General features: G+C 72.4%; 16 protein-coding genes. 5 read left to right on the top strand and 11 right to left on the bottom strand.

What is annotated here, in order from left to right; genetic code table 11:
• Positions 1–153: 153 nt before the first annotated feature.
• Both recX and recA read right to left on the bottom strand, forming a co-directional pair.
• The gene (gene recX / locus ABZ911_RS12825) at positions 154–693 is read right to left on the bottom strand and encodes a recombination regulator RecX (protein WP_358054837.1); all 540 of its coding nucleotides are present in this window, start codon (positions 691–693) and stop codon (positions 154–156) included.
• Positions 694–1,955: 1,262 nt separating this feature from the next.
• A complete protein-coding gene (recA, locus tag ABZ911_RS12820) occupies positions 1,956–3,053 on the bottom strand; it encodes a recombinase RecA (protein WP_358054696.1) in 1,098 nt (365 codons plus the stop codon).
• Between the two features lie 258 nt (positions 3,054–3,311).
• On the opposite strand from recA, the gene ABZ911_RS12815 reads away from it, so the two are divergent.
• Entirely contained in the window at positions 3,312–3,578 is a 267-nt protein-coding gene (locus ABZ911_RS12815) for a hypothetical protein (RefSeq protein ID WP_358054695.1), read from the top strand.
• A 23-nt stretch (positions 3,579–3,601) separates the two neighbouring features.
• Here ABZ911_RS12815 and ABZ911_RS12810 read toward each other — a convergent pair whose 3' ends face one another.
• Positions 3,602–3,796, bottom strand: a complete 195-nt coding sequence (locus ABZ911_RS12810) for a DUF3046 domain-containing protein (RefSeq protein ID WP_358054694.1) — start codon at positions 3,794–3,796, stop codon at positions 3,602–3,604.
• Between the two features lie 44 nt (positions 3,797–3,840).
• Between ABZ911_RS12810 and ABZ911_RS12805 the strand changes: the two genes are divergently transcribed.
• Positions 3,841–4,035, top strand: a complete 195-nt coding sequence (locus ABZ911_RS12805; protein WP_358054693.1) for a hypothetical protein — start codon at positions 3,841–3,843, stop codon at positions 4,033–4,035.
• Here ABZ911_RS12805 and ABZ911_RS12800 read toward each other — a convergent pair whose 3' ends face one another.
• On the bottom strand, positions 4,036–4,524 hold the full coding sequence (locus ABZ911_RS12800; protein WP_358054692.1) for a VOC family protein: 489 nt from the start codon (positions 4,522–4,524) through the stop codon (positions 4,036–4,038).
• A 139-nt stretch (positions 4,525–4,663) separates the two neighbouring features.
• Between ABZ911_RS12800 and ABZ911_RS12795 the strand changes: the two genes are divergently transcribed.
• Together ABZ911_RS12795 and ABZ911_RS12790 are read left to right on the top strand one after the other, a co-directional pair.
• Entirely contained in the window at positions 4,664–9,358 is a 4,695-nt protein-coding gene (locus ABZ911_RS12795) for an ATP-dependent helicase (protein WP_358054691.1), read from the top strand.
• Positions 9,359–9,364: 6 nt separating this feature from the next.
• Complete coding sequence (locus ABZ911_RS12790; RefSeq protein ID WP_358054690.1) at positions 9,365–9,493, top strand: hypothetical protein; 129 nt, start codon at positions 9,365–9,367, stop codon at positions 9,491–9,493.
• A gap of 27 nt (positions 9,494–9,520) precedes the next feature.
• On the opposite strand, the gene ABZ911_RS12785 is transcribed toward ABZ911_RS12790, so the two are convergent.
• Positions 9,521–10,612, bottom strand: a complete 1,092-nt coding sequence (locus ABZ911_RS12785; RefSeq protein WP_358054689.1) for a glutamate--cysteine ligase — start codon at positions 10,610–10,612, stop codon at positions 9,521–9,523.
• A gap of 181 nt (positions 10,613–10,793) precedes the next feature.
• Positions 10,794–12,113, bottom strand: a complete 1,320-nt coding sequence (locus tag ABZ911_RS12780; RefSeq protein ID WP_358054688.1) for an MFS transporter — start codon at positions 12,111–12,113, stop codon at positions 10,794–10,796.
• A gap of 147 nt (positions 12,114–12,260) precedes the next feature.
• Here ABZ911_RS12780 and ABZ911_RS12775 point away from each other — a divergent pair, with 147 nt between their 5' ends.
• A complete protein-coding gene (locus ABZ911_RS12775; RefSeq protein WP_358054687.1) occupies positions 12,261–13,088 on the top strand; it encodes a phosphotransferase in 828 nt (275 codons plus the stop codon).
• Here the strand turns inward: ABZ911_RS12775 and ABZ911_RS12770 are convergent.
• Genes ABZ911_RS12770 through ABZ911_RS12750 form a run of 5 tightly spaced genes read right to left on the bottom strand, consistent with a single transcriptional unit; the run spans position 13,072 to position 22,672 of the window.
• Positions 13,072–18,354: an amino acid adenylation domain-containing protein gene (locus ABZ911_RS12770; protein ID WP_358054686.1), complete on the bottom strand. Its 5,283-nt coding sequence runs from the start codon at positions 18,352–18,354 to the stop codon at positions 13,072–13,074. The two genes, ABZ911_RS12775 and ABZ911_RS12770, sit on opposite strands and share 17 nt — an antisense overlap.
• Positions 18,354–19,382, bottom strand: coding sequence for a 2-oxo acid dehydrogenase subunit E2 (locus ABZ911_RS12765; RefSeq protein ID WP_358054685.1), 1,029 nt, complete (start codon positions 19,380–19,382; stop codon positions 18,354–18,356). Before ABZ911_RS12765 ends, ABZ911_RS12770 begins: the two co-directional genes overlap by 1 nt.
• Positions 19,375–20,340, bottom strand: coding sequence for a transketolase C-terminal domain-containing protein (locus tag ABZ911_RS12760; RefSeq protein WP_358054684.1), 966 nt, complete (start codon positions 20,338–20,340; stop codon positions 19,375–19,377). The genes ABZ911_RS12765 and ABZ911_RS12760 overlap by 8 nt, the downstream gene beginning before the upstream one ends.
• Positions 20,337–21,239, bottom strand: coding sequence for a thiamine pyrophosphate-dependent dehydrogenase E1 component subunit alpha (locus ABZ911_RS12755; protein WP_358054683.1), 903 nt, complete (start codon positions 21,237–21,239; stop codon positions 20,337–20,339). Before ABZ911_RS12755 ends, ABZ911_RS12760 begins: the two co-directional genes overlap by 4 nt.
• Positions 21,236–22,672 carry a condensation domain-containing protein gene (locus ABZ911_RS12750; protein WP_358054682.1) on the bottom strand — a complete coding sequence of 479 codons (1,437 nt, stop codon included), beginning with the start codon at positions 22,670–22,672 and terminating at the stop codon, positions 21,236–21,238. The genes ABZ911_RS12755 and ABZ911_RS12750 overlap by 4 nt, the downstream gene beginning before the upstream one ends.
• Positions 22,673–22,746: the final 74 nt, after the last annotated feature.

Raw genomic sequence — 22,746 nt, 5'->3', positions numbered from 1 at the left:
GCCCCAGGTGCGCAGTTGCGCTCAGGCATGCTGTGGTGCCCCCGGCCGGGCGGTTCGCATCGCACGTGCTGGTCGGGGTGGCTTCCGCTGCTTGGCGTATCTGTGGGTCCTGGCGTGTCCTATGGAGGCGCGGTGTTGAGGGGTGGAAGCCCGTCAGGGGTAGTCGTCCTCCACTGGGACGCCTTCGTTTTCGAGTGCTTCGCGGACGACGCGGTAGGCCAGACCGGGTGAGTAGCCCTTCCTGGCGAGCATGCCGGCCAGGCGGCGGGTTCTGGCCTGGGGGTCGAGCCCTCGGCTGGAGGACAGCTTCCGGTCGACGAGCCTTCGGGCCGTCTCCAACTCCTGGTCAGGATCAAGCTGCTCGACGGCCTCGTTGACGGTGTCCCCGTCGACTCCCCGGTGGCGCAGTTCGGCGGCGAGGGCACGCTTGGCCAGGCCACGGCCGTGGTGCCGGGAGTTCACCCACGCTTCGGCGAACGCCTCGTCGTCGATGAGCCCCAACTCGGTGAACCGGTCGAGTACGGCCTCCGCCGCGTCGTCGGGCACCTCCCGCTTGCGCAGTGCCTCGGCGAGCTGTGCCCTGGTCTTGGGCGCCATGGTGAGCAGCCGCAGACAGATCGCCCGCGCCACGGACTGCGGATCGGCCGCAGCCCCTCTACTCGCCGGAGACCCGTCATCCGGCCCGTCGGGCAGCCGACTCCCCGCCTCTGAACGCCGCCCACCGGAGGAGTAACGCCCCCCACCACCGGACTCGCCGTACTGCCGCCCCTTGCGCGCCTTCTTCCCACCTCGACGCCCTCGGCCCGCTCGCCCCTCCTCCATACCGTCATCCCCAGACGGAAGCCCCGTGTCGTAGGGGCCGGGATCAGGGTCGTAAGGCGCGTCGCCGTGATCGGCTCCGGCGCCAGCCTCTTCAGGCCCGGAGGCATACCCTGCTCCCTCGGCTTCAGAGTCATGCCCGTAGCTCATCCCGCCAGAGCCAGGAGTGTCGTAGCCCAACCCCCGGGAACGAGGAATGTGCCCCGCGCGCCCGATTTCAGGGTCGTGTGCTGAGATTTCGGGATCAGAGATGTACTCGCCTACGCCGGGCTCGGCACCAAGTCCCGTAGACCCACGCCGCCGACCGCCCCCACGACCTTCACCACCACGACCTTCACCACCACGAGCCTCATCGCCGCGCGTATCACCCGAGGACACACGGCCGGAGCCCGGTGGTGACCCGTCATCCGCAGACGCACGGCGAGCACGCTTCGAGCGGGTGCGAGACGACCGAGCGGGCAGGTCCGGCCAAGCGCCCCAGTCGTGAGGATGCGACTCGTCCGCCCCAGAACTCCCTACCGCAGCCCCCTCTGCGGCCAAAACCGCATCAACCCCAGAGGCCCCCACCCCGACCTCAGCCCCAACCTCTGCTCCTGCCAGGCCTACCGCAGGCTCTTCGGTCGGCTCACGCTCCCCTTGTGACAGGTCCAGCGAGAGATCACCCCGAGGCGACCCCAGTCCACGGTCCTCCCGCGATGAGGCTGCCCCTCTCTCCTGGATGAACGGCCTCGAATCCTGAGACCCGTCCGACGCACTCTGGCCCAGAGGCAGACCCGTTCCCCAGCCCCCACCAGGCCCACCCGTCGAACCCGAGAAGAGCCCCCGGCCATCCGTAGATCGAGCCAAGTCATCCTGAGGCCCGCTCAGCGTGCCTCTCTCACGGGACAGATCCCGCGCCCGGCCTTCGCCGGAGCGTTCCGCCTCAGGTTCCTCCCTGGGCGTGCCTGATCCGCGCCCCTTCTGGAAGAAGTCATGCCCGCCCCCCTCCGGCGACGCGCCCGGCCTTTGACCGTCCGCAGACGGGTCGGGCCTTCGTTCGTCGTCGGGTGAGGGCGGAGTGGAGCTCTTCTGAGAGTGGCCGGGGGTTGGGTTCTTCTGGAAGAAGGGGTGAGTCGGGTCGCTCATGGATAAGCCGATCAGACGTCACCGGGCTTCGGGGTGGCGGCCTTGCTGCCACGACCGGTGGGAGCGGCGGCGGCGACCGGAGGTGCGGCGGGGGCCTCCGCCGGGGCGTCGATGCGCGGGCCCACGCCCAGCTTGTCCTTGATCTTCTTCTCGATCTCGTTGGACATGTCGGGGTGGTTGCGCAGGAAGTTTCGCGCGTTCTCCTTGCCCTGGCCGAGCTGGTCGCCCTCGTAGGTGTACCAGGCGCCGGACTTGCGGACGAAACCGTGCTCGACGCCCATGTCGATGAGACCGCCCTCGCGGGAGATGCCCACGCCGTACAGGATGTCGAAGTCGGCGACGCGGAAGGGCGGGGCCATCTTGTTCTTGACGACCTTGACGCGGGTGCGGTTGCCGACCGCCTCGGTGCCGTCCTTCAGGGTCTCGATGCGGCGGATGTCGAGCCGGACCGAGGCGTAGAACTTCAGCGCCTTGCCACCGGTCGTGGTCTCCGGCGAGCCGAACATGACGCCGATCTTCTCGCGGAGCTGGTTGATGAAGATCGCGGTGGTGCCGGTGTTGTTGAGCGCGCCGGCGACCTTGCGGAGCGCCTGGGACATCAGGCGGGCCTGGAGGCCGACGTGGCTGTCGCCCATCTCGCCCTCGATCTCGGCCTTGGGCACCAGGGCCGCGACCGAGTCGATGACGATGATGTCGACGGCGCCCGACCTGATCAGCATGTCGGCGATCTCGAGCGCCTGCTCACCGGTGTCGGGCTGGGAGACGAGCAGGGCGTCGGTGTCGACGCCGAGCTTCTTGGCGTATTCGGGGTCGAGGGCGTGCTCGGCGTCGATGAACGCGGCGATGCCGCCGGCTCGCTGCGCGGACGCGACGGCGTGCAGCGCCACCGTCGTCTTACCGCTGGACTCCGGGCCGTAGACCTCGACGATGCGGCCTCTGGGGAAGCCGCCGATGCCGAGCGCGACGTCGAGCGCGATGGCACCGGTCGGGATCACTTCGATGGGAGCCCTGGCGTCATCGCCGAGGCGCATGACGGAGCCCTTGCCGAACTGCCGCTCGATTTGCGCGAGGGCAGTCTCAAGGGCCTTCTCGCGGTCGTTGATAGCCATGGGAACTCCCCTGGAGGGTCGTGGTCTGGTCGGTCGACTGAAAGCTACGGCGTGCCACCGACATTTTCCGCCGACGCCGAGGAAGACGGGGCTTCTCGCGGTCCCGGCCTGGCCAATCTTAGCCGAACGATTGTTCGATCGTATCCCGAACGCGCCGGTGCGGCTCCTGGGGCGCCGACTTTCCCGGGCAATCCGCCCCGGCTGTTGCCATGGCTGTGACCTGGGGTGATCCTGAGGAAAAAGCCGGAAGGCGGCGAGGTGACGAGCACGTACACCGGACAGCGGCGCGCCCATCTGGAGGCGCTGGCCGCGCTCCTACCCGACCACGGGCTCGTCAGCCGCATGATCGGCGGCGCGGACCCGGTGCTGTGGGTCTGGCATCCCCGTACCGGCCGGCAGACCATCGTCTTCGCGACGCCCTCGGCCGGCGGCTGGGCGTTCCTGTGGTCGCCGGGCGGCCAGAGCGGCGTGGGCGACCTGGAGCAGGCGGCGCAGTCCCTGAAGGCGACGCTGGAGGACGCTTGACCTGGACCGAACTCCGGCGGTAGTCAGCGCAGGCGGCCGTCGACCTCCACCACCTGGCAGACCGCCCGCCACACGGTCTTGGCGTTCTCGCCCTGCTCCAGGGCCTGCACCACGGTTCGCCCGCCCAGCGGGGCGAGCACGTAGTCGTGTGCCCACGAATCGGCGTACGTCTCACCGAAGTGAGCCCGCATCCGTCTCCAGAACTCGGTCAGGCGCATCTCCCAAGTATGGAACCCGCCCGGGAGTGGGTAGGACATGCCACATGCCGAAACCCCCCAAAGCGGCTCCGCGGAGAACCGCTTCCGTCAAGGCGAACAGGGCCCGCAGACGTCACCTGCTGTTACTTCTGCGGCTGGCCGTACAGCAGGAGAAGGCCGAGCGGGCCGAGCGGCACGCGGCGCTCGACCGGCGGCCGCGTGGAGGTGAGCCGCGTACCCGGCGGGCCTCGCGGAGATAGTCACAGCACGCGCGAGCCGTACATCTCCCCGAGATGGTCGGCGAGCAGCTCCAGCCGGGCGCCGTCGGGGTCCCTGAAGTAGATGGAGGCGCCGCTCTCGATCTGGTGCGGCACGCCGGCCATCTCCAGCTTGCCCCTGAGCCGCTCCCAGGTGGCCGGGTCGACCGAGATCGCGACATGGTGCAGGCCGCCGAGCACCTCCTGGTAGGGCCCCAGGTCGAGGCCGGGGAAGTCGAAGAAGGCCAGCAGGTTGCCGTTGCCGATGTCGAAGAAGAAGTGGCTGGAGCCCTCGTAGTCGCGGTTCTCGAAGATCTCCGTGAGCGGGAACTCCAGCAGCTCCTGGTAGAAGAGGATCGTCCGCTCCACGTCCGAGGACAGCAGCGCGAAGTGGTGCAGGCCGCGGGCGCTGCTCGACGGGCGGTGCGGCAGGAGATATCGCTCCCTGATGCGTTCGCGCCGCGCCTCGATGGCCGCGTGGTCGATGCTCACCGGTCCTCCTCCGCGGGAACCCGTTCACCCGCTCTATGTCCGCGCCCGCAGGGCCTCAACCGCACACGAAGGCGACAATCTCCTCGGTACGGCAGGACGGCCGGCGATTTCTGTCGGTGCCGCGAGGCACTATGGGCAGGTGAGCGCGCTAGACCAGTTCAGCAGAATGACCACCACGTGGTTCACCGGCGCCTTCGCCGCGCCCACCGCGGCCCAGGAGGGCGCGTGGGAGTCGATCGCGCGGGGCGACAACACGCTGGTCGTCGCGCCCACCGGGTCCGGCAAGACACTGGCCGCCTTCCTGTGGTCACTCGACAGGCTGGCGGCCACGCCATCCGAGCGCGCATCCGCCCGAGTCCTCTACATCTCGCCGCTGAAGGCGCTGGCCGTCGATGTGGAGCGCAACCTGCGCGCCCCGCTGGCCGGCATGAAGCAGACCGCCCGGCGCCTGGGGCTGCCGGTGCCGGAGATCTCGGTGGCGATCCGCTCGGGCGACACGCCCGCGCAGGAGCGCAGACGGTTCGCGACGAAGCCGTCCGACATCCTCATCACCACGCCCGAGTCGCTGTTCCTGCTGCTCACCAGCCAGGCGCGGGAGGCGCTGCGCGGAGTCGAGACGGTGATCGTCGACGAGGTGCACGCGGTGGCCGCCACCAAGCGCGGCGCCCACCTGGCGCTCAGCCTGGAGCGCCTCGACGCGTTGCTGGAGCGGCCCGCGCAGCGCATCGGCCTGTCGGCGACGGTCCGGCCGGTCGCGGAGGTCGCCGCGTTCCTCGGCGGGTCGCGGCCCGCGGCGGTGGTGCAGCCGCCCTCGGACAAGGTGATCGAGGTCGAGGTCGTGGTGCCCATCGAGGACATGACCGAGCTGGAGGCGCCGGCCCGTCCCGAGCGGACGGAGGAGGAGCTGTTCGGCCCCGAGCCCTCGAAGCGCTCGATCTGGCCGCATGTGGAGGAGCGACTGTTCGACCTCATCGAGGAGCACAGCTCGACGATCGTGTTCGCCAACTCGCGGCGGCTGGCCGAGCGGCTGTGCACGCGGCTCAACGAGCTGGCCTTCGAGCGGCGGCAGGGCCTGGAGGCGATCGACCTGTCGATCTGGGAGACCGATCCGGGAGGCGAGGGCGACGGGCAGGGCGCGCCGCGCCAGGGCCTTCCGGCGCGAACGGCTCCCGCCGACATGATGGCGCAGGCGGGCGCGAGCAAGGGCGCGGTGCCCGAGATCGTGCGGGCGCACCACGGGTCGGTGTCGAAGGAGGAGCGGGCGCAGATCGAGGAGGCGCTCAAGTCGGGCCGGTTGCCCGCCGTGGTCGCGACCTCCAGCCTGGAGCTGGGCATCGACATGGGCGCGGTGGACCTGGTCGCCTGCGTGGAGGCGCCCCCGAGCGTGGCCAGCGGCCTGCAGCGCATCGGCCGGGCCGGGCACCAGGTGGGCGCGGTGTCGCGCGGCGTGATCTTCCCGAAGTACCGGGGCGACCTGGTCCAGACAGCTGTGGTGGCCGAGCGGATGAAGAGCGGCCAGATCGAGGAGCTGCGCTATCCGCGCAACCCGCTCGACGTGCTGGCCCAGCAGATCGTGGCGATGACCGCGCTCGACGACTGGACTGTGGACGAGCTGGAGGCGGTGGTCCGGCGGGCCGCGCCGTACGCGACGCTGCCGCGTACCGCGCTGGAGGCGACGCTCGACATGCTGGCGGGGCACTATCCGAGTGAGGAGTTCGCCGAGCTGCGACCCCGCGTGGTGTGGGACCGGGTGACCGGCACGCTGCAAGGGCGGCCCGGGGCGCAGCGGCTGGCGGTGACGAACGGCGGCACGATCCCCGACCGGGGGCTGTTCGGCGTGTTCCTCGTGGGCGAGCGGGGGTCGCGGGTCGGCGAGCTGGACGAGGAGATGGTCTACGAGTCGCGCGCGGGCGACGTGTTCGTGCTGGGCGCGACCTCTTGGCGGATCGAGGACATCACGGCCGACCGGGTCCTGGTCTCGCCCGCGCCGGGGCAGCCGGGCAAGCTGCCGTTCTGGCACGGCGACACCATGGGCAGGCCCGCCGAGCTGGGCCGGGCGATCGGCGCCTTCCTGCGCGAGGTGACGGCGGCGGGCGCCTCGACCGAGCGGATGCGGGCGGCGGGGCTCGACGAGTACGCGGCGGGCAACCTGCTGGCCTACCTGAGCGAGCAGCGTGAGGCGACCGGTTATGTGCCCGACGACCGGACGCTGCTCGTGGAGCGTTTCCACGACGAGCTCGGCGACTGGCGGGTGGTGATCCACTCTCCGTACGGGGCACGGGTGCACGCCCCGTGGGCGCTGGCGATCAACCGGCGGCTGCGCGAGCGGTACGGCGTGGACGTGCAGGCCGTGCACTCCGACGACGGCATCGTGCTGCGCATCCCGGACACGCTGGCCGAGCCGCCGGGGGACGTGGCCGCCTTCGACGCCGAGGAGATCGAGCAGATCGTCACCGAGGAGCTGGGCGGGGCGGCGCTGTTCGCGTCGCGGTTCCGGGAGTGCGCGGGGCGGGCGTTGCTGCTGCCCCGCCGTACTCCTGGCAGGCGGACGCCGCTGTGGCAGCAGCGGCAGCGGGCCGCGCACCTACTCGGGGTGGCGAGCCAGTACGCCTCGTTCCCCATCGTGCTGGAGACGATGCGCGAGTGCCTGCAGGACGTGTTCGACGTGCCGGGGCTGGTGCGGCTGATGCGGGACATCGCGGCGCGGCGGGTGCGGGTGGTGGAGGTCGAGACGTCGCAGGCTTCGCCGTTCGCGGCGTCGCTGCTGTTCCACTATGTGGGCGCGTTCATGTACGAGGGTGACGCGCCGCTGGCCGAGCGGCGAGCCCAGGCGCTCGCGCTGGACACGACGCTGCTGGCCGAACTGCTCGGCCAGGCGGATCTGCGCGAGCTGCTCGACCCCGACGTGATCGCCGACACCGAGCGGGAGCTCGCCCGGCTCGACCGGCCGCTGCGCGATCTGGAGGACCTGTCGGACCTGCTGCGCTCGCACGGGCCGCTGCTGGCGGCCGACGTGAGCGTGCGCGAGGGCGACCCCGCCTGGCTGGCGGAGCTGGAGCGGGCACGCCGGGCGATCCGGGTGCGGATCGCGGGCGAGGAGCAGTGGGCGGCGATCGAGGACGCCGCCCGGCTGCGCGACGCGCTGGGCGCGCCGCTGCCGGTGGGCGTCCCACACGTGTTCCTCGAACCGGTCGCCGACCCGCTGGGCGACCTGGTCGCCCGGCACGCCCGCACCCGCGGCCCCTTCCACGCCGGTACGGCCGGCGCCAGGTTCGGCCTCGGCGTCGCCGTGGTCACCGACGCGCTGCGCCGGCTGGCGGTCACCGGGCGGGTGGTGAACGGCGAGTTCCGGCCGGGGGGCAGAGGCGAGGAGTGGTGCGACGGCGGGGTGCTGCGGCTGCTGCGCCGCAGGTCGCTGGCCCGGCTGCGCAAAGAGGTGGAGCCGGTCTCGGCCGAGACGCTGGCCCGCTTCGCACCCGCCTGGCATGGCATCACCGGACGCGGCCCTGCCGGAGGCGGAGTGGCCGGAAGCGGAGTGCCCGGAGGCGGCCTGGCCGGAGGCGGGGTGGCTCGTGACGCCGGGAGCCGTGGCCGTGGGGTGGTGGAGGCTCGGGCGATGGACGCCCTGGTCAACGCGATCGAGCAGCTTCAGGGTGCGGCCGTGGCCGCCTCGGCGCTGGAGACGCTGGTGCTGCCGTCCAGGGTGCCCGGCTACTCCCCCGCGCTGCTCGACGAGCTGACCGCCTCCGGCGAGGTCGTCTGGGCGGGGCAGGGGTCGCTGCCGGGCGGCGACGGCTGGGTCTCGCTGTACTTCGCCGACACCGCGCCCCTGCTCCTGCCCGACCCGGCCGAGATCACCATGACGCCGCTGCACGAGCAGGTGCTCGACGTGCTGGGGTCGGGCGGGGCGCTGTTCTTCCGCGGCCTGTCTGATCGGGTGGGCTCGCTCGACGACTCGGCGCTGAGCGCGGCGCTCTGGGATCTGCTGTGGTCGGGGCGGGTGTCGGGCGACACGCTCGCACCGCTCAGGGCGGTGCTCGGTTCGGGCCGCCCGGCCCACCGGCCCGCCACCACGAGGCGCCGGCGCGCGGTGCTGCCCAGCCGAGGCGGGCCGCCGACGGTCGCCGGCCGCTGGTGGCTGCTGCCCGCTCCGTCGGCCGAGACCACCCTGCGGGCGCAGGCTCAGGCCGAAGTGCTGCTCGAACGGCACGGCGTGGTGACCCGCGGTGCGGTGACCTCGGAGCGGCTGCCCGGCGGGTTCGCGGCGGTCTACCAGGTGCTCCGTGCCTTCGAGGAGAGCGGACGCTGCCGCCGGGGCTACTTCGTGGAGGGCCTCGGGGGCGCCCAGTTCGCCCTGCCGGGCGCGGTGGACCGGATGCGCGCGATGTCCAGCAGCCGATCCGACACCCCGGCGTCCGGCGACCCGGAGCCGCGGCGGGGGTTGGAGAGCGGACGGCCCGGGGCAGGGTCGCGGGCGGTGGTGCTGGCGGCGGCCGATCCGGCCAACCCGTACGGGGCGGCGTTGCCGTGGCCCGCGCATCCTGGAGAGGTGGGGCACAAGCCGGGCCGGAAGGCGGGCAGCCTGGTCGTGATGGTCGACGGGTATCTCGTGCTCTATGTCGAGCGGGGCGGCAAGACGCTGCTGTCGTTCGCCGACAACGACCGGCTGCAGCCTGCGGTGGACGCGCTGGCGCTGGCCGTACGGGACGGGGCGCTGGGGAAGCTGACCGTGGAGCGCGCGGACGGCACCTCGATCAACGACTCCCCGCTGGGCGCGGCCCTGGAAGCGGCCGGTTTCCACCCGACTCCCCGCGGTCTCCGCCTCCGCGCCTGAGCGCCCATGGTCTTCAAGATCACCGGCAACGACACCCGTGCCTGGTTCCTGGCGCTCTACCTGCCGGACTCGGCCCAGCGGCCGACCATCGCCGCCATGATCCTGCTCGGCCTCGGCCTCTACTTCACCGGCTGATACCTCCCCTACCGGCACCGGAAACGGTCAGGCGACGGTCGCCTCGATGAGGTCGTCCACGACGTCGGTCAGGGCGTTGCCCCTGGCGTGGACCCGGCGCTGGCGTTCGGCGCCGGAGCCGCGTCTGGTCAGGCGGTCGAGTCCGGCGGCGACGAACGGGAGGTCGCCGGCGTCGCCGACGGCCTGCCGTACGTGGTCGAACAGGCGGGCGGCCATCAACCGGGCCGGAACCAGAGTGCCCGCGCGGACGTCCAGGCTGTCGCCGGCGAGGCCGTCGCGGGCCGCCCGCCAGTAGGCGGCGCGCATGACCTCGCTGGAGACCGGCGGGCCGAGGTCGCCGCGGGCGACGTCGGCCAGCGCGGTAACGACCAGGCCGCGGATCAGGCCGATGATGGTCAGGCTGTCGTTGACGTCAAGCGGCACGTCGGCGACCCGCACCTCGACGGTGGGCAGGCGCGGTGAGGGACGGGCGTCCCAGAAGACCGTGCCGGGGTCCATCAGCGCGCCGGACTCCGACAGCGCCGACAGGGCCAGTTCGTAGTCGGCGAAGCTGGGGAAGTACGGCGGAGCCCCCGAGACCGGCCAGCGTCCCCAGCTGATCACCCGCCAGGAGGCGTAGCCGGTGTCGCGGCCGACGAAGAACGGCGAGTTGGCGGCCAGCGCGATGAGCGTGGGCAGCCAGGGGCGCAGGTGGTTGCCGACGTAGACGGCGTGCTCGGGGTCGGGCACGTCGACGTGCACGTGCAGGGCGCAGATGCTGATCTCGTCCTGGAGCGCGCGGTAGAGGTCCCGGCCCTGCTCGTAGCGGGGGCCTTCGCTGAGCGGGGCGGGCACGACGTCGCCGAGCACGGGGATGCCGCTGGCCACGACGGCCAGCCCGCAGGATCGGGCCGCGCAGGCGACCTCCTTGCGGGCGGCGCGCAGTCTGCCGCCCAGTTCGTTCAGGTCGGCCGAGGGCGGCGTGCGCGCCTCGACCTGGAATCGGGTGATCTCGTGGGCGACGTCCTCGCCGAGCACCGCCGTGGCGGCGGCCAGTACCTCCGCGGCCCGGGGAACGACATGACGTGTCTGGGGATCGACGACGAGGTACTCCTCCTCGATCCCGACCAGGGAAATCATGAGCACACCTCGCGGCGCTGGCAGGAAGCGTCCGACCGGTTTGTGCCCATTCTTCGCGGCAGGGGAACGTGCGCTTCCGCCACGTCTTGATCACCTATCTGGCTCGTTCCCCGCGCGCCGGGGAACGAGCCAGGTGGCCATCCTGCCCTGCCGGGCAGGGACGGAGGGCGACTTTCCGGATTTATCCCTGCACGGCAGCAGGTTCCGCCAGCGGGGTGGTGCGGAACCTCGGCGCCGCCCACAGGCCGATCAGGGCCATGACCAGGGCGAAGGCGAAGACCGCCCAGTAGCCGGAGCCGATCGCGGCGAACAGCGCGCCGGTGACCGCGACCGCGACGACCGAGAAGACGTTCTCGCCGACCTGCAGCGCCGAACTGTTGACGCCCTGCTCCCCCGGCTCCGACAACTCCAGCGTGAGCACCGACAGCGTCGGGTAGATGAGCCCCATGCCGAACCCGGCCACGATCCAGGAGGGGTAGGCCAGCGCGACGGACACCCCGGGAAGGGTGACCACGCCCATCAGCACGAACCCGAGGGCGAGCGCGGCCATCCCGCCGCGCAGGTTGACGGCCCTGCTGAACACCTCGCGCCCCTGCAGCCAGGAGGCCAGCGACCAGGTCAGGGCGCCGCCGGTCAGGGCCAGCCCGGCGAGGAACGGCGACAGGCCGCGCTCCTTGACCAGCATCAGCGGGACGAGCACCTCGGCGGCGAAGAACGCCCCCGCGGCCAGACCGCGCAGGGCGACGACGGCGGGCAGGCCGCGGGCGGCGCGCAGCGTGCCCTTGGGCAGCAGCCGGGGCAGGGCGACCGCCAGGACGACGAATCCGGCGACGAGCAGCAGGGTCCGGCCCTCACCGCCGTACTGCACGAGGCCGGCGCCGACCGCGGTGAGCGCGGCCCAGCCGGTCTTGACCAGCAGGCCGGGCGCGGGCTCGGCCTGGCCGCCGGTGACCGGGCGGCCCGCCAGGCCGCGCCAGAGGAGCAGGACGGCGGGCACCGTGAGCAGCGGGACGCCGAGGAACACCCAGCGCCAGCCGATCGTGTCGACCACGACCCCGACCAGCGCGGGACCGGCCATGGACGGCACCACCCAGGCGGTCGCGAACAAGGAGAAGATCTTCGGGTGCAGATGCTCGGGGTAGACGCGGGCGACCACGACGTACAGGGAGACGGTGACGAGCGCGCCGCCGAAGCCCTGCACCAGGCGTCCGGCGATCAGGACCTCCATGCTGCCGGCCAGCCCGGCGAGCACGAGTCCGGCGACGAACCCGATCACGCCTGCCCAGAGTGGGCCCCGCGGGCCGCGCAGGTCGGCCCATCGGCCGCCCAGCACCGTGCCGACGACTCCCGCGGCTATGGCTCCGCTGAAGGCGAGGCCGTACAACCGCATGCCGTCCAGTTCCTTGGCGACCACCGGCATGGCGATCGCGACGGCCAGGTATTCGACGGCCACCAGGGAGACCAGCGCGACAAGTCCTGCGGTCAGTGCCTTATACGTCATGACAAAAGACGCTACGGGTGCGCGGCGATCAGCACATCGGGCCGTGGGCCTAGGACCTGCGGCTCAGCCAGGGGGGCCCTCGGAAGGCGGCGTACGAAAGATGCCCGAGGGTTCACCGGCTGTTCACCTTTGCGGCAGACTAGACAGGTGGACGATCTTGATGTGGCCGCGGTCTGCGACAGGTTCGGGCTCGGGATGGCGGTGACACCGGGGATGCGGGTGGCCGGTTTCCACCACAACGACGTCTGGCGGATCGACACGATCACCGGGGCGTACGCGGTGAAGCGGATGGGCGGGCCGCCGCCCGGGAGCGCGGTCGCCATCGAGCTGGCGGCGCTGGCGGCGGGCGTCCAGGTGCCCGCTCCGGTGGCCTCGCCGGACGGCGCGTACGCCGCCGAGCTGGACGGCGCCTGGGTACGGGTGCACCGCTGGCTGGACGGCAGGGGCCCGACTCTGGCCGAGCTGACCCCCGAGTTGGCTCAGCACATGGGCGCCCTGCTGGCGGACGTCCATCGCGCCGGATCCGGCGCCGACCCCGAGGACACAGGCGGCTCAGTGGAGGCGGGCGACGATCGGCTGGGCTCGCTGCTGGAGGCCACCGAGCGGCCGGAGGGCGGCGGGACCGTCGTGCGGACGCACGGCGACCTGCACCCGAAGAACGTGCTGCTGCGGGTCGACGGGTCGCTGGCGCTGATCGACTGGGACACCGCCGGGGCGTACGTGGCCGAGCAGGAGGCGGCGGGTGTCGCGCTCGACTGGGCGGCCCGCCTGGACGGCGGCGTCGACCTGGAGCGGTTCGACGCCGCCGTGCGCGGCTACGGCGGGCTGCCCGCCGAGCCGTGGGTGTTCGGCGGCTGGGTACGCGGCTACCTGGGCTTCCTCGGCCGCGCCGAGGGCGACGAGCGGGACCGCACGCTGGCCAGGCTGACCAGGCTGGCCGAAGACCTCCCCCGCCTGGTCAGCCGCCTGTCCTAGCTCCGGACGGTTCGGCCGAGCCGGTTCTGGCGGTGATCGTCTCGACGCCCACCAGGTCGTCCGGCAGTGCGTCGGGGACCTCGGCGTCGAAGCGGGCCAGCCGCCGCAGCCGCAGCGCGCCCGCTACCACCAGCAGCATGCCGAGCGCGCACACGATGTACAGGAAGGCGATGCCGCGCCCGGGGCCCACGCCGATCACGGCGCCGACGGTCCCGGCGAGCGCGCCGCCCGGAGCGAGCATCGGGTCGAACAGCGCGGCCCCGAGCGGCGCCACCAGGCCCATCCCGATCGGCAGCGTGGACCAGGCGACCAGCGTGTTCAGCGCGAACACCCGGCCGTGGTAGCGGTAGGGCACCTTGATCTGCACGATCAGCGAGTAGATCCCGTTCATCAGCGTCAGCGCGTACGTCAGCGCGAACGCGCCGATCCCGATCAGCACCAGCGACGGCGACAGCCCGGTGACGACGCTCCCGGCGGCGATCGCCACGGTGGCGACCAGCACGCCCCGGAAGCGGCGCTGCCGCGGCCCGCCCCACAGCGCCATGGTCAGCCCGCCGAGCAGGACGCCGAGCCCGGTCACCACCGAGATCACGCTGACCTCGGCCAGCGTGCCGAACGACAGCACCAGCGGTGAGACCAGCAGCAGGAGCGGCGACAGGAAGATGTTGAGCACCGCGAACCAGCCGAGCATGGCGCGCAGCCCGCTCTCGTGCCAGGTGTAGGCGAAGCCCTTGCGGATCTCGGTGGTCAGCGGCTCGCGCGGCCGCCACGGCAGCGTGTTCGGGAACCTGACCAGCAGCACCACGACGATCGCGAACAGGTAGCTGGCCACGTCGACGGCGACGATGCCGCCGAGCCCGATCCAGGCCAGCAGCCCGGCCGCCATCAGCGGCACGACGAGCTGGGCGACGCCGTTGGTCATCTGGGTGACGCCCACCGCGTGCCCGAGGTAGTGCTTGGGCACGAGCTGCGGCACGGCCGAGGAGTAGGCCAGCCGCTGGAAGCTGGTGGCCACCGACAGGGCCACGATCAGCACGTAGACCTGCCAGAGCCGCAGCTCGCCGTACAGGAGCAGCCCGGCCAGCACCAGTTGGACGCCCACCGAGGCGCAGTCGGCCAGCAGCAGGACGCGTCTTCGGTCGCCCCGGTCGACGATCGCCCCGGCCAGCGGCGAGATGAGCAGCCCGGCCAGGTTGAGCACGGCCAGGATGGAGAACTGCGCGATCGAGCCCGAGTCCACCAGGATCGTGATCGGCAGCGCCCAGCCGGTCAGCGCCGAGCCGATCATCGAGATCTGCTGTCCGGCGGCGACGGTCAGGAAGCGCCGCATGCTCGGCTTGACCCCCGCCTCCTTGGGCTGGGCCGCCCCGGAGACCGCGTGCACCCACCAGCTGCCGGAGCGGTCGGTGGGCTCCAGCGCGTGGTGGGTCCGCAGGACGTCGGCGAGCTCGTCGGCGCGGTAGCGCAGGAAGTAGTGGCCGCCCTCGTCCAGCACGACCAGCGCGGTGGTGTCGCTGAGGAACCCCCACTCGCGGTAGCGCTCCTCGTAGAAGTCGGTGGCGGGGTCGCGCTCGCCGATCACCGAGATGACGGGGGCGCGCAGCCGTACCCGGTCGGGGGTGTCGAAGAGGGTGGTGAAGTACTTCTCCGCGGCGCGGGAGTCGTGGCGCATGGTGCGGATGATGCGGTCGGCGACGCCCGGTTCGAGTTCCTCCAGGTCGACGCCGCGAGCCTTGAGGCGGTTGATGTCGCTCTGGCTGGAGCGCAGGCGGTCCATGAGGCCCAACCGGTTCAGCGAGCGGAGCAGGCCGCGCGGGCGGGCGAAGGGGAAGATCGCACCGATGTACAGGGCCTCGACCTCGCGGCCCGCGGCCTCGACCCGCCGGGCCAGCTCGACGGCCAGGGCGGCGCCGACCCCGCAGTGCCCGTAGATCACCAGGGGGCCTTCGACGGCCAGGATCTCCTCGGTGGTCCTGGCGGCCAGCTCCTCGAAGTCCAGCGGCTCCTCCTCCAGGCCGACGTCGTGGCCGGGGATGGCCAGGGCGTACAGCGCCTGGTCGGCGGGGAGCGCGTCGGCGAGCGGCTGGTAGACGATGGCGCTGCCGGAGCCGTACGGCACGCACACGTAGGAGACCTTCGCCGCGCGCGGCCCGGTCAGCCGCTGCAGCAGCGGCCTCGGCCCGCTGTCGCCGGAGGCGAAGGCGGCCAGTTCGCGCACGGTCCGATAGGTGAACAGGTCCACCAGCCCGACCGGCCCGACGCCCGCCTTGCGGAGTTTGGCGACCACCTGGACGGCCAGCAGCGAGTGGCCGCCGAGGTCGAAGAAGTCGTCGTCGATGCCGACCCGTTCGGCCGACAGCACCTGCGCCCACACCTCGGCGATGGCGCGTTCGGTGTCGTCGGTGGGCTCGGCGTACTCGGCGTCGGCCGACAGCACGGGGGCGGGCAGGGCCTTGCGGTCGAGCTTGCCGTTCGGGGTGAGCGGCAGCCTGTCCAGCGAGACGAACGTGACGGGCAGCATGTACTCGGGCAGGAAGCCGCGGATGGCCGCGCGCAGGGCGGCCGGTTCGGCGGGGCCGCCGACGACGTAGGCGACCAGCCGCTCGTCGCGGACCAGGACGACGGCCTCGTGGACGCCGGCCTTCTCGCGCAGCGCCACCTCGATCTCGCCCGGTTCGATCCGCAGGCCGCGCAGCTTGACCTGGCCGTCGAGGCGGCCGAGGAACTCGACGGTGCCGTCCGGCAGCCGGCGGGCGGCGTCGCCGGTCCGGTAGCGTCCGCCGGCGAACCGCTCGGCCGTCAGCTCCGGGCGGTTGTGGTAGCCGAGCGCGACGCCGACGCCGCCGATGTACAGCTCGCCGGGCACGCCGACGGGGACGGGCTCGCCGTGCCGGTCCAGGACGTGCAGGGTGATGTTCTGGATGGGGGCGCCGATCGGGACACTCGCGCGGCCCTCCAGGGCGTCGATGGTGCACTGCCAGGAGGAGACGTCGATGGCGGCCTCGGTCGGGCCGTACAGGTTGTGCAGGTCGGCGGGGAGCGCGCGCAGGCAGCGCTGGGCCAGGTCGACGGGGAGTTCCTCGCCGCTGCAGATGATCGTGCGCAGCGAGGTGCAGGTGGCCACGCCCTCCTCGGCGAGGAAGGCGGCCAGCATGGAGGGGACGAAGTGCAGCGTGGTGACGTGCTCGGCGTTGATCAGGTCGCGCAGGTAGGCGGGGTCGCGGTGGCCGCCCGGCCGGGCCAGCACCAGGCGGGCGCCGGTGAGCAGCGGCCAGAAGAACTCCCATACCGACACGTCGAACCCGGCGGGGGTCTTCTGCAGGACGGTGTCGGCGGCGGTGAGCCGGTACCGCTTCTGCATCCAGTCGAGCCGGTTGACGATGCCGCGGTGGCCGTTCGGCACGCCCTTGGGCCTCCCGGTGGAGCCCGAGGTGTAGATCATGTAGGCGGTCTCGCCCGCGGTGACCTCGGGGGCGGTCGCGGGCAGGTCCGCCCAGACCGGGGCGTGGTCGAGCGGCAGGATGATCGCGCCGCCGCCGGCCAGCCTGGCGGCCAGGCGGGTCTGGGTGAGCACGACGGGCGCGGCGGCGTCGGCCAGCATGAACGCCAGCCGGTCCGCCGGGTACTCCGGGTCCAGCGGCACGTACGCGGCGCCCGCTTTGAGGATGCCGAGCAGGCCGACGACCAGCTCGGCGGAGCGTTCGGCGCAGATCGCCACCAGCCCGCCCGCGCCCAGCCCGGCGAGCCGCCGCGCCACCCGGTTGGCCCGCTCGTCCAGCTCCCGGTACGTCAGCGACTCGCCCTCGAACGTCACCGCGACCGCGTCCGGGGTACGGGCCACCTGCTCCTCGACCAGGCTGTGCAGGGTCCGCCCGTCGGGGAAGTCGGCGGCCGTGTCGTTCCAGGCGTCGACCGGCTCGACCGGCAGCGGCAGGCGGCTCACCGTCGTCTCGGGTGCGGCCACGGCGGCGCGCAGCAGCGCCTCGAAGTGCCCGGCCGCCCTGGCGATCGTCGCCTCGTCGAACAGCGTGGTCTTGTAGGTGAAGGCGCAGGCCAGGCCGTCGCCGCCCGGCACGACGTACAGCTCCAGGTCGTGCCGGGCCGAGCCCGGCTTCAGCGGGAAGTGCTCGTCGCCCGGCTCGGCCAGGTCGTGCATCGAGAACAGCACGTCGACGAGCGGCTGCCTGCTGGGGTCGCGCGGCGCGCCGAGCGCGTCCACCAGCACGGCGAACGGCAGCTCCTGGTGATCCAGCGCGTCGACGACGCTCTCCTTGGTCGCCGCGACCAGCTCGGCGAAGCTCGGGTCGGCCTCCAGCCTGGCGCGCAGCACCAGCGTGTTGGCGAACATGCCGACCACGTCGTCCAGTTCGGGCCGGGTCCGGCCCGCCACGGGCGTGCCGACGGCCACGTCGTCGGCGGCCGACAGCCGCGACAGCAGGACCTGGAAGGCGGCGAGCAGCATCATGAAGATGGTGGCACCGTGGCTCCTGCCCAGCCGGGCCACCTCGCGCACCAGGTCCGCGTCGAGCTCGCGGACGTGGGTCGCGCCCTCGAAGCACTGCCGGGCCGGCCGCTGCCGGTCCAGCGGCAGCTCCACCCGCGGCAGGCCGTCCAGCTCGCGCAGCCAGTACGCCAGCTCCCGCCCGTGGTCGCGTTCGCGCTGCCACAGGGCGACGTCGCCGTACCGTACGGCGGGCGCGGGCGGGTCCTCGCCGCGGTAGAGGGCGAGCAGGTCGCGCATGAGGAGCTGGGCCGACTGCCCGTCGGCGACGAGGTGGTGCACCAGCAGCGCGAGCACATGGTGCTCGTCGGCCAGCGACACCGCCATCGCCTTGAGCAGCGGTCCCTGCGCCATGTCCAGCGGCTGGGCGGAGGCGTCGTCGACGAGCGCGACGACCTCCTCCTCGGAGCCCGCCCGCCGCAGGTCGAGCGGCACCTCCGTGCGCGCGGCCACATGTACGGCGGGCAGGCCGTCCTCGGTCGCGGGGAAGCGGTGGCGCAGGCTCTCGTGCCGTTCGGGGAGCGCGTTCAGGGCGGCGGCGAGGGCGACGGGATCGAGAGGGGCGCGGAGCCGTACCGCCAGGACGACCGTGTAGGTGGCGGTGCCCGGGGTGAAGTGTTCCATGAACCAGAGCGGTTCCTGGGCGGGGGCGAGCGGCGGTTCGGTGCCCTCCGGGCGGCGCGGGATCGCCTGGGCGCCCTGCCGGGCCTGCAGGCGGCGGCGCAGCAACTCCTTCTTGGCCGACGACAGGTCGACGACGGACATCAACCCAGCCCTTCGACGGCGGCCTTGAGCGCGCTCATGAACAGGGTCGCGTCCCTGCCGTTGATCAGGCGGTGGTCGTAGGCCAGGCCGATGTCGGCGTGCCCGCCGTCCTGCGGCGAGGTGACGGCCAGCGCGCAGACGGTGCCGGGGAAGACGAACGGGATGGCCAGCACGACGTCGCCCTCGGTGTGCAGGGTGACGACGAAGTTGGCGCCGGTCAGGTCCGACTCCTTGAACTCGCCGGTGGTCGCGGCCACGCGATGCTTCATGAGCGTGACGGCCAGGTCCTTGGTGGTACGGCTCGCCGCGTCGTGGACCACCGGGACATACAGCCCCTCGCCCAGGTCGACGGTGACGCCGATGTGCGGCGCCTCGGACAGGGTGGCCCGGGTGCCGTCGATGGCGGCGAAGAAGAGCGGGAAGTCCGCGTGCAGCCCCGCGACGGCCTGGACGAAGAGCTCGGCGAGGCCGACCGGCCTGCGGAACTCCTTGGTGGCCTGCCTGGCGTGCTCGACGGCGCCGGCGAGGTTCATCCGGACAGCCAGGTAGGCGGCCGGGATGGTCTGGTGGGAGAGCTCGACGGCCCTGGCGACGGCGCGCTGCACCCGGGGGAGCTCGTGATGGCCGCCTCCTCGCAGGTTCTCGATGTCGGCGGCCTTGACCACCTTGAGGCCGAGCGCCCTGATCTGCTCCTCGGTGATGCCGCGCTCGTCGATGAGCCGCCGCGCGGGCGCGGTGATCAGCGGCCCGTCCTCACCGGCGGCGTCCGCCACCGGGGCGGGGACGGCCGGGGCGGGGTCCGATGAGATGGTGGCGATCACCGCGTCGGGGCGGCACCAGGTGCCCGCCGCGATCGCGTGCCGCAGCACGCCGGTCGCGTCCGCGGGCAACTCCTCGGCCGCCTTCGAGGTCTCCACCAGCGCCACCGCGTCGTCCTCGTGGACCTCGGCCCCGTCCGGGACCAGCCACTCGACCAGCAGGTACTCGGTGTCGTTGTTGTTCAGCTTGGGCACGCGCAGCTCAGCCACGAAGGGTCTCCCTGATCACCCGGTGGACGGCCTGCTCCCCCACCAGCACCTCGCGCTCCAGGTGCGCGGCGGTGGGGATGACGGAGTCGGCGGAATGGACGAGCGTGACCGGACCGGCCAGCGAGTTCCAGTGGCGGGCGTGCACCAGGTGGGCGACCTCGGCCCCCCAGGTGCCGCCCGCCGTGCCCTCCTCGACGACGAACACATGCCGCGCGGGCGGCACGTCCACGTCGAACGGGTAGAGGCGGGCGGGCACCAGCAGGTCGCAGGCGATCTCCTCCTCCAGCAGGAGGGAGCGCATCGCGGCGATCACCCGGTGGGCCACGCCGCCCGGGGCGATGATCACGCAGTCGGGCGGCTCGCCGAGCGACACCCGCGCCACGCCGTCGGCGACCGTCACGGTGAACGGGTCGGCGACCTCGTGCATCGGGCGGGTGTAGAGCACCTTGTCCTCGAACAGGACGCACGGCTCCTCGCGGGCGAGCATCTCCTCGAACACGGCGAGGCCGTCGTGGAACGGCGACATCTCGTACAGCGCCAGGCCCGGAATGCCGACGAAGTGCTTCTGCGGGCTCTGGCTGTGCGTCGGCCCGTAGCCCCGGCCGCCGCCGACCGGGCAGCGCACCACCATGCGCATCGGGACGCGTGAGCCGTACATCGAGACGGACTTGGAGGCGAAGTTCAGCAGTTGGTCGAAGGCCAGGGCGGCGAAGTCGCCGAACATGATCTCGACGATCGCCGCGTCACCCGACAGGGCGAGTCCGGCGGCCACGCCGGTGATGGCGTTCTCGCTGATCGGCGTGGTCAGCACTCGGCCGGGGAAGCGGGTCGACAACCCTTTGGTGATCTTGAACGCGCCGCCGTACGGGTCGGCCACGTCCTCACCGAGCACGTACAGATCGGACCTCGACTCCATCAGCGCGTGCAGCGCCGTGTTGAGGTTCTCCGCCACTCTCACGCGCGCTCCCACCTCGACGGCGGACGCCCCGTCACATCGGCCGCGACCGCCTCTACCCGCGCCCGCGCCACGGCCCCGAGGCGCTCGCGCTGCCCTGGGTGGGCGGCGGCGTACCGCTCCAGCCAGTCCTCCGGTACGGCATGCGCCGGCCGGATGTCGTCGCCCTTGCTGTGCGGCCCGAGGCGGTGGGTGACGAACTCGGCCACCAGCGGGCGGCCCTGGCGCACCCGCGCCACCTGCGGCGCGAGCTCCCGCCTGATCGCGGCCACGTCGAAGCCCTCGATCCGGACGTGGGCGACGCCGAACGCGGCCGCCCTGCCCGCGATCGTGCCCGCCATGTGCCGCTCGGCCGGGGTGGACTGGGCGATGCCGTTGTTCTCCACGACCACGAGCAGGGGCAGCTCCCACAGCGCGGCGATGTTCAGCGCCTCGTAGACCGCGCCCTCGCCGAAGGTGCCGTCGCCGATGTACGCGCAGGCCAGGCGGCCCGGCTCGGAGCGCTTCAGGTGCACGGCCACCCCGGCGGCGACGGGCAGGCTCTCGCCCTGCACGCCGGTGGACAGGTAGCGGTCGCGGCGGATGTGCTGGCTGCCGCCCACGCCGCCGCACACCGCGCCCTCGCGGCCCATGATCTCGGCCAGCAGCCCTTCCGGGTCGTCGAAGCGGGCCAGGTAGTGGCCGTGCCCCCGGTGGTTGCTGAACACGTGGTCGTCGGCGGCGAGCAGCGCCTCCATCGCGACCGGGATGTACTCCTGGCCGAGGCAGGTGTGGGTGGTGCCGTTGAGCATCCCCTTGCCGAACAGGTCGAGCAGCTTGTTCTCGAAGGCCCGGATCACGAGCATGCGTTCGAGGTCGGCGTCGTCCAGTGCGGACACGCGCTCCAGCAGCTCGGCGGTCACTTCCGGATCACCTGGAGGACGCCGGCGATGGTGGGGTTGTCGAAGAAGTCGTCCAGGGAGACGTCCACGTTGAGGCGCTTGCGCATGCGGGCGATGATCTGGGTGATGGTGAGGGAGTGCCCGCCCAGGTCGAAGACGTCGTCGTCGGGCTCGATGGGCGACATCTGGAGAACCTCCTCCCAGATGGCGGTGATCTCGGCGAGCAGCGGGTCCGCGCTGCCCGGGGCGCTGGCCGCCGGGGTCGGGGTGCGCGGTGAGCTGGGCGACATTTCAGAAATGTCGCCCAGCTCCGCGCCCTCGGCGCCGCCTCCGGTTACGGCTCCGAGGGTGCTCAGCGGGCGGTACGGATCCTCGGCCACCGCCGCCAGCCAGACGCCCAGGTCGGCGGCGAAGCGCTCGGGGGCGACCGGCTCGTCCGGGTTGTAGCGCAGGGAGGCGGTCAGCCGGTCACCGTGGTCGAGGACCTGCAGTTGCAGGGCCCCGCGCACGGCCTGGTTGAACGCCAGCCACTCCACCTCGACGTCCTGCTCCGCCACCGTGGCGCGGCGGTAGCTCACCGAGACGGGGGCGAGGGCGGCGTGCGGCCTGATGCCGGGGACGGCGCGGGCGAGCGGGATGTCGCGGTAGGCGTACACCTGCCTGAGTTCGGCTCGCAGTGAGGCGGCGAACTCGGCGAAGGACGCGTCGGGCATCGGGCGGGAGAAGATCGGCAGCTCGTTCACGAACGGGCCGATGCAGCCCTCCTGGGCGGGCGTCCGGGTGGAGAGGTCGAGGGCGGTGACCACGTCGGTGTTGCCGTAGGAGTTGAGCAGGCCGTGCACGGCGGCGAGCAGCACCTCGAAACGGGTGAGACCGTCCAGCGGGGGCTCGACGAGCGGCGGCAGGTCCAGCGAGAACTCCAGCACCCGGCCGGGACCCGCGCGGCGGGAGCGCAGCGCCCCGCCGGGTACGAAGGTGTCCCCCGGCTCCCGCCACCGCTCCGCCCAGAACGCCCGAGCCCCCTCGACCGAACCCGCCGGGGGCGTCTGCGCCGGCCGAGCGGGCTCCGGTGAGGCACCTCTGTAGTAGGCGAGGAGATCGGCGACCAGGATGTCCTTGGACTGACCGTCGAAGACCAAGTGGTGGGCGACGACGCGCAGCTCGTCGCCGGAGAGCGTGAAGGTGATCAACGGGCCGCGTTCGAGGTCGATCTCCCGCCGCTCCGCCAGCTCGGGCCGCACCGCGGCCGGGACCAGGTACGGCACCCCGTCCCGATCCTCGACCGCCATCCCCAGCAGCGCGTGCCGTTCCACCACGCTCGCACACGCCTTGGCCAGCGCCCCCGGGTCCGGCGGAGCGCCGAAGCGGATCACGACGGGCATGTGGTAAACCGTGCCCGCCCCCATCCGTTCGTTGATCCACATCCCGTGCTGGGCATCCGACAACCGAGTCATCACAACCCCTTAAACATGGAGAACCCCGCCTTCAGGCGGGAGAGGAAACGTGGCGCGGTGCTACGCGCACCGGA

It is taken from the genome of Nonomuraea sp. NPDC046570, assembly GCF_040645915.1.
Lineage (GTDB): Bacteria > Actinomycetota > Actinomycetes > Streptosporangiales > Streptosporangiaceae > Nonomuraea.
This window is presented reverse-complemented; position numbering and strand designations above follow the sequence as displayed.